Consider the following 3,087-nt stretch of genomic DNA (forward strand, 5'->3'; position numbering starts at 1 on the left):
GAACCACCGCTGCCACCAGAGCCACCGGAACCACCGCTGCCACCGGAGCCACCGCCAGTTGGAGTTACACCACCGCTCCCACCGGAGCCGCCACCCGAGCCGCTGCCGCCTGAGCCGCTGCCACCCGAACCACTGCCGCCAGTTCCACCACCGGTGCCGCTGCCAACGACATCTTCATCATCCTCGTTCGCACGGCCGTCACCAGACCGCTGATCGGTCGCTGAAACTGTTGCTGTTGGAAAGTCGGTGAGCACCGCTGCAAAGCCCGGGCAGGTTTTCAAGGTGCGGGCAAGAATGTCCTCGAAGTCAGCGCGCCGCTGAATGTAACGCAACATACGCGCGTCAACGACAGTACATGCGCAGAGTGTTTCGGTTGAAACTGATTGCTTAGCTGTTCGAACCGTACATTTCTCGGCTGCTTGTGTTGCACCACCGGCCAGCAGGGGAAATGTCGCGGAAGCAAAAACGAAAGATAACAAACGCGGTTTGATGCGCATAGCGCCTCTCCTTGAAACTCTTTACCTACTCCGTTGCCTTATGCACCGTTAAACCATCGGCGTTTATGAACAACGTCACACTTTGGACATAAATACACCTTTGTCCGGCCGGATTTACAAGGGCGTACTTGAGGGATTCCGTTAAAGTTGACTCACCTTTAAGTAGATTATTCATAGAAATCAGAAAGAAGACCTGACGTAGCGGCAGGCCTTCGGTTTCTGATCATTTTCAGAATGGATGAAAAAATGTCACAGGTGTGCCATTGTTTCCAAACTGTTCGGCATGAAATTTCCTTAAATCAGGCTGATTTAGCCATGCGTTTGCGTTCGTGGGGGTCAAGAAACCGCTTTCGCAGACGAATGGCATTGGGTGTAACCTCAACCAGCTCATCGTCATCGATGTAGGCGATTGCTTCTTCCAGCGAGAACTGGACATGCGGAGTGAGTCTCACTGCGTCGTCAGATCCGCTGGCGCGTACGTTCGTCAGTTTCTTGCCCTTCAGAGGGTTCACTTCCAGATCGTTATCACGCGAATGTTCGCCAATGACCATGCCCTGATAGACATCTGTCTGCGGGCCAACAAACATGCGACCACGCTCTTCGAGGTTCCAGAGGGCGTAGGCGACAGCCTGGCCATTTTCCATCGAGATCAGAACCCCCGCACGACGGCCAGGGATAGGGCCCTTGTGTGCCGCCCAACCATGGAAGACGCGGTTCAGAACGCCGGTGCCGCGGGTGTCGGTCAGGAACTCACCGTGATAGCCGATCAGGCCGCGTGAAGGCACATGCGCGATGATGCGGGTTTTGCCAGCGCCAGCGGGGCGCATCTCGACCAGTTCACCTTTGCGGGCGCCGGTGATTTTTTCGATAACTGCCCCCGAATATTCGTCGTCCACATCAATTGTGACTTCTTCGATGGGCTCCAGACGCTGTCCGTCTTCCTCGCGGAACAGAACCTGCGGACGCGAAATGCTGAGTTCAAAGCCCTCGCGGCGCATGTTCTCGATCAGAACACCCATCTGCAATTCACCACGGCCAGCGACTTCGAATGCTTCGCCGCCCGGAGTGTCGGTGATGCGGATCGCGACGTTCGATTCAGCTTCTTTCATCAGGCGGTCACGGATGACGCGCGACTGAACCTTTTTGCCGTCACGACCGGCCAAAGGAGAATCGTTGATACCGAAGGTCACGGTGATGGTCGGCGGATCGATTGGCTGGGCGGGCAGGGCTTCTTCGACCTGCGGCGAGACCAACGAGTCGGCTACGGTTGCCTTGCTCATGCCTGCGATGGTGACGATGTCACCCGCTTCTGCGACGTCGATGGGCTGTTGCGCGAGGCCACGGAAGGCCAGGATTTTTGACGCGCGGAAGTTTTCGATCAGTGTCCCGTCGCGGCTCAGCGCCTTGAGGCTGTCACCGGCTTTCAGCGTGCCACTTTCGACACGGCCGGTCAGGATGCGACCGATAAAAGGGTCGCTGCCCAGAGTGGTGGCCAGCATGCGGAAGGGTTCGTCTTTCTTCTCGGCCTGTTTCGGGGCAGGAACGTGATCGACGACAAGATCGAACAGCGCGGTCAGGTCCTTGCGCGGCCCGTCCAGTTCCATATCTGCCCAGCCTGAGCGGCCCGAGGCGTACATGGCGGGGAAGTCCAACTGGTCATCGTCGGCCCCCAAGTTCGCAAACAGGTCGAAACATTCGTCCAGCGCGCGGTCAGGTTCGGCGTCAGGCTTGTCGACCTTGTTGAGTACCACGATGGGACGCAGGCCCAGCGCCAGCGCCTTGGAGGTCACGAACTTGGTTTGCGGCATCGGACCTTCGGCAGCATCCACCAGCAGGACAACACCATCGACCATGCTGAGAATGCGTTCTACTTCGCCGCCAAAGTCGGCGTGACCGGGCGTGTCGACGATGTTGATGCGCGTGCCTTTCCATTCGACCGAAGTCGCCTTGGCCAGAATGGTGATGCCGCGCTCACGCTCAAGATCGTTGCTGTCCATGGCGCGCTCGGCCACGGCTTGATTTTCCCGGAATGCACCGGATTGTTTAAGCAGCTCATCGACCAAAGTCGTCTTGCCGTGGTCAACGTGAGCGATGATTGCGATATTGCGCAGGTCCATGAGAGGTCAGCCTTTGAACGGGAAGTTGCCGCGCGCATAACGCGACGCGAACAAATATACCAGCCCTAACCGGTGGTCAGTGACCTGCTGTCTTCGAAAACAGGTGAATAACCAGAATTCCGGCCATGATCATTGTCAGACCGAATACGGCTGGCCAATCCAGCCTTTGTCCAAAAACGATAAATCCGATCAACGCGATGAGGAAAATTCCCAGACCTGACCAGATCGCATAGACGATACCAACCGGCATGACCTTGAGTGTGAGAGCCATCAGGTAAAACGCGCATCCATAACCAAATACAACTAGGACAGATGGCCAGAAGCGGGTAAATTGCTGGCTTGCCTGAAGGGCTGTTGTTCCAATGGTTTCAGCTACAACAGCCAGCAATAGGATCAGATAAGCTTTGGGCACCGGGCAGAACCTTCTCGCTGATTTTCGCGCAAGCATGAGCACGAAACCGGAATGCTGGGCA

The 3,087-nt window shown here is 56.7% G+C and carries 3 protein-coding genes; all 3 read right to left on the reverse strand.

Annotated features, from left to right (window positions below):
- The coding region (locus E1297_RS24495; protein ID WP_155143126.1) for a hypothetical protein at positions 1-497 on the reverse strand (497 nt) is incomplete at its 3' end.
- Positions 498-796: 299 nt separating this feature from the next.
- Positions 797-2,614: a translational GTPase TypA gene (gene typA / locus E1297_RS24500; RefSeq protein WP_155143127.1), complete on the reverse strand. Its 1,818-nt coding sequence runs from the start codon at positions 2,612-2,614 to the stop codon at positions 797-799.
- 76 nt (positions 2,615-2,690) lie between these two features.
- The gene (locus tag E1297_RS24505) at positions 2,691-3,062 is read right to left on the reverse strand and encodes a multidrug efflux SMR transporter (protein WP_155143128.1); all 372 of its coding nucleotides are present in this window, start codon (positions 3,060-3,062) and stop codon (positions 2,691-2,693) included.
- Positions 3,063-3,087 lie beyond the last annotated feature (25 nt).

This window comes from Roseibium sp. RKSG952 (genome assembly GCF_009711355.1).

Bases quoted from the DNA above. Each gene is read 5' to 3' on its own strand.
- typA (WP_155143127.1), bottom strand. From the start codon at position 2,614: ATGGACCTGCGCAATATCGCAATCATCGCTCACGTTGACCACGGCAAG.
- E1297_RS24505 (WP_155143128.1), bottom strand. From the start codon at position 3,062: ATGCTTGCGCGAAAATCAGCGAGAAGGTTCTGCCCGGTGCCCAAAGCT.